The 3309-nt window shown below is 66.2% G+C and carries 2 protein-coding genes; both read right to left on the minus strand.

Translation table 11 applies throughout. The annotated features are described in order from the left end of the window. Positions 1–175: 175 nt before the first annotated feature. Positions 176–2527: an arylsulfatase gene (locus tag ACWEO7_RS26015; RefSeq protein ID WP_452426915.1), complete on the minus strand. Its 2352-nt coding sequence runs from the start codon at positions 2525–2527 to the stop codon at positions 176–178. A gap of 218 nt (positions 2528–2745) precedes the next feature. Beyond that, positions 2746–3309: acyl-CoA dehydrogenase (locus ACWEO7_RS26020; RefSeq protein ID WP_452426917.1), on the minus strand; the 564-nt coding region annotated here is incomplete at its 5' end.

Consider the following 3309-nt stretch of genomic DNA (forward strand, 5'->3'; position numbering starts at 1 on the left):
CGGTCCCGCGCCGTCTTGTTCCATCCCGGCAGAGGAACAGCCTGCGGACACTCTCCCAGGCTGTTCCCGTGCCGGATCGCCGCCCTTCCCGCGCGCTGTCGAGGACAGCCGGATCCCACGGTCGCGGGTGTGGCGACGACCCGGGTGCTGGAGAGCGCGGCGGGCACGGTATCGGTTACTGCCGAGCCATGTGCATGCGCATCTCGCTCTTGGCGTCTGTCGTCAGTTCCCCGGAGAGGTCCACGACGACCGTGCGCAACGTGCCGGTGAACCGGAAGGGCGGCCGGTAGTCGGGCACCACCGCGGAGCCCGGGTTGGCGCCGCAAGTCATCCCACCGGGGTTGAACGCGACCGGCGTGATGAACGGGAAATCGGCTTCGCCTGCCGGGCTGCGGTCGATGTAGAGCCGGGCGGTGCCGGGGGTGCCCCTTCCATTGCCGAAATCCGGTGCGCCGGTGGGTTCGAACTCGAAGCGCAATTCGTGGCGGCCTTCCGGGATGGTTCGTGTCGAGGCGACGCGGTGCACGGTGCGCCGCACGTAGTTGTGGGCGTAGTGCAAGTGGCCGTCTGCGACGAAGAAGGTCCAGCCTCCGGCATTGGTGCCCTGGCACAGCAAGACGCCCTCGGCGCCGCCGGATGGGATCTCCACTTCGGCGGTGACGCTGTGCGGGCGGTTCAGCACCCGCGGCGAGACGGCCGCGGGCAGCGTCTCGGTGTCCGGGCGCAGGGTGTATCGGGTCTGCGCGGGCGTGATCTGCGGGCGCTCGGCGAGCAGGCGCTGCAATCCGCTGCCGTCGATCGGCAGCACGTCGTAGCGGCCTGCTTCCACATACCACAGGGCGACCATCTCGTTGAGCTTGTCTCGACGTTCAGCGGCGAGGTCACGGGTCTCGGCGAAGTCCTCGGCGACGTGGTAGAGCTCCCAATCGTCGGCGTCGAGGCGGCCGAGGTCATCGGCCGTGATCGGCGTGCCGAACGGCCGGTCCGCTTCGGCGAAGGACGGGCCCGGCCAGGGGCACACGGCCCGCCAGCCGTTGTGGTCGATGGCTCGGTGGCCGAGCATTTCGAAGTACTGCGTGTGGTGCCGGGTCGCCGCGGTGGAATCGTCGAAAGTGTGGGCGAAACCGACGCCATGCAAGGGGGACTGGGATACGCCCTTGATGGTGTCCGGCGGTTCGAGGCCGAAAGCGTCGAGAACGGTGGGAACGATGTCGATCAGGTGCGCGTACTGGGTTCGGATCTCACCCTGTGCGGTGATGCCCCGAGGCCAGTGGACCAGGAAGGGATCGCTGACGCCGCCGCGGTAGGTTTCGCGTTTCCACCGCCGGAAGGGAGTATTGCCCGCCCAGGTCCAGCCCCACGGATAGTGGTTGAACGTGGTCGGACCGCCCAGCTCGTCGATGGCGCGCAGGCTGTCCTCGATCGGTTCCTGGGCGTTGTTGAAGAACTGCAGTTCGTTCGTGGTTCCGGTGACCCCGCCCTCCGGGCTGGCGCCGTTGTCGGACACGAGCATGAGCAGGGTGTTGTCCAGCTCGCCGATCTGGTCGAGGAAGTCGAGCAGTCGTCCGATGTGGTGGTCGGTATGGGTGAGGAATCCGGCGTAGACCTCCATCATTCGCGCCGCCAGGCGGCGTGCGTCGGCGGACAGCGCAGCCCATTCGGGCACATCCGGGTCACGGCGCGAAAGCCGCGCGTCCGGTGGTACAACACCGAGTTCGCGCTGCCGGTCGAACGTGTATTCGCGATAGGCGTCCCAGCCGCCGTCGAATCGGCCGCGGTAACGATCCGCCCACTCCCTCGGGACGTGGTGCGGCGCGTGTGTGGCGCCGGTGCAGAAGTTCAAGAAGAACGGCTTGTCCGGAGCGACCTGTTTGGCACCGGCGATGAAGGAGATCGCCTTGTCCACCAGATCGGCGGTCAGGTGGTAGCCGTCTTCCGGGGTGGCGGGCGGCTCGACCTGATGGTTGTCGTAGACCAGATCCGGATACCACTGGCTGGTGTCGCCGCCGAGGAAGCCGTAGAACCGCTCGAAGCCCCGCCCGAGCGGCCAACGATCGTAGGGCCCTGCGGCGGATTCCTGCTCCGACGGCACCAGATGCCATTTGCCGACCATGTAGGTGTTGTAGCCGTGCTGCAACAGCATCTCCGAGAGGAATCCGTTCTCGAATGGAATGTTGCCGTTGTAGCCCGGATACCCGGTGGCGATCTCCGTGATGCCCGCCATGGCGTTGGCGTGATGATTACGCCCGGTGATGAGACAGGAACGCGACGGTGAGCACAACGCGGTCGTGTGCATATTGTTGTACAGCAGCCCGCCTGCGGCCAACGCGTCGAAATGCGGCGTGGAAATGGGACTGCCGTAACACCCGAGCTGTCCGAATCCGGTGTCGTCGAGCACGATGAACACCAAGTTCGGTGCGCCGGGCGCCGCCCGTACCGGTTGTGGCCATGCGGGATTCGACACATCCGTCGTTCGCCCGATGATTCCGGGAAAAGCTGTTCCCCGTTTGTATTCTTCCAGTGACATCTACCCGCCCTCCGTCCTGCGGATCGGACTGGACGCCGGCCCGATTACCGAATGAACGCATGCGGTGCCACCGTGCCGACGAGCGGTGCCGCGGTGCGGAAATTATTGCGACGGCACAGTGAAAATGCTAGACGACGCGGGCACGGCTGTCAGTGGGCGAAAATTCCGGCCACCGCATCGAATGCGGTGGCCGGTGCGATCGTGCGGTCCGAGCCGGATCAGAATGCCGCTTCGTCGAGATCCATGACGCTGATGTCGACGTCGGAGATGACCGACCATTCCGCGCTGAGGTGCGGCAGGACAGTTTTGGCGAAGAACGACGCGACGGCGATCTTGCCCGCGTAGAAAGCGCGGTCTCCGCCGCCCGGCTCGGCATCCAAGGCCGCGGCCGCGATCTCGGCGGCGACGATCAGACGCCAGGCGATGAGGAGATCGCCGACGGCGAGCAGGAACCGGACGGAATTGAGTCCGATCTTGTACAACTCGGTGGGTTGCTGCTGGGCGGCGATCAGGTGCTGGGTGAATCGGCCCGCCATGTCCTGGACATCCTCCAGCGCGGTGGCCAGCAGCACCTTCTCGGTCTTGAGCCTGCCGTTGCCCACACTGGATTGCGCCGTGTCCCGGATCTTGCCCGCGACGTGCGCGAGCGCGACGCCGCGGTCGCGGGCGATCTTGCGGAAGAAGAAGTCCTGCGCCTGGATCGCGGTGGTGCCCTCGTAGAGCGAGTCGATCTTCGCGTCGCGGATGTACTGCTCGATCGGGTAGTCCTGCAGGAAGCCCGA

This window comes from Nocardia sp. NPDC004260, assembly GCF_053603155.1.

Coding starts and splice junctions, on each gene's coding strand:
- ACWEO7_RS26015 (WP_452426915.1), bottom strand. CDS start 2,527: ATGTCACTGGAAGAATACAAACGGGGAACAGCTTTTCCCGGAATCATC.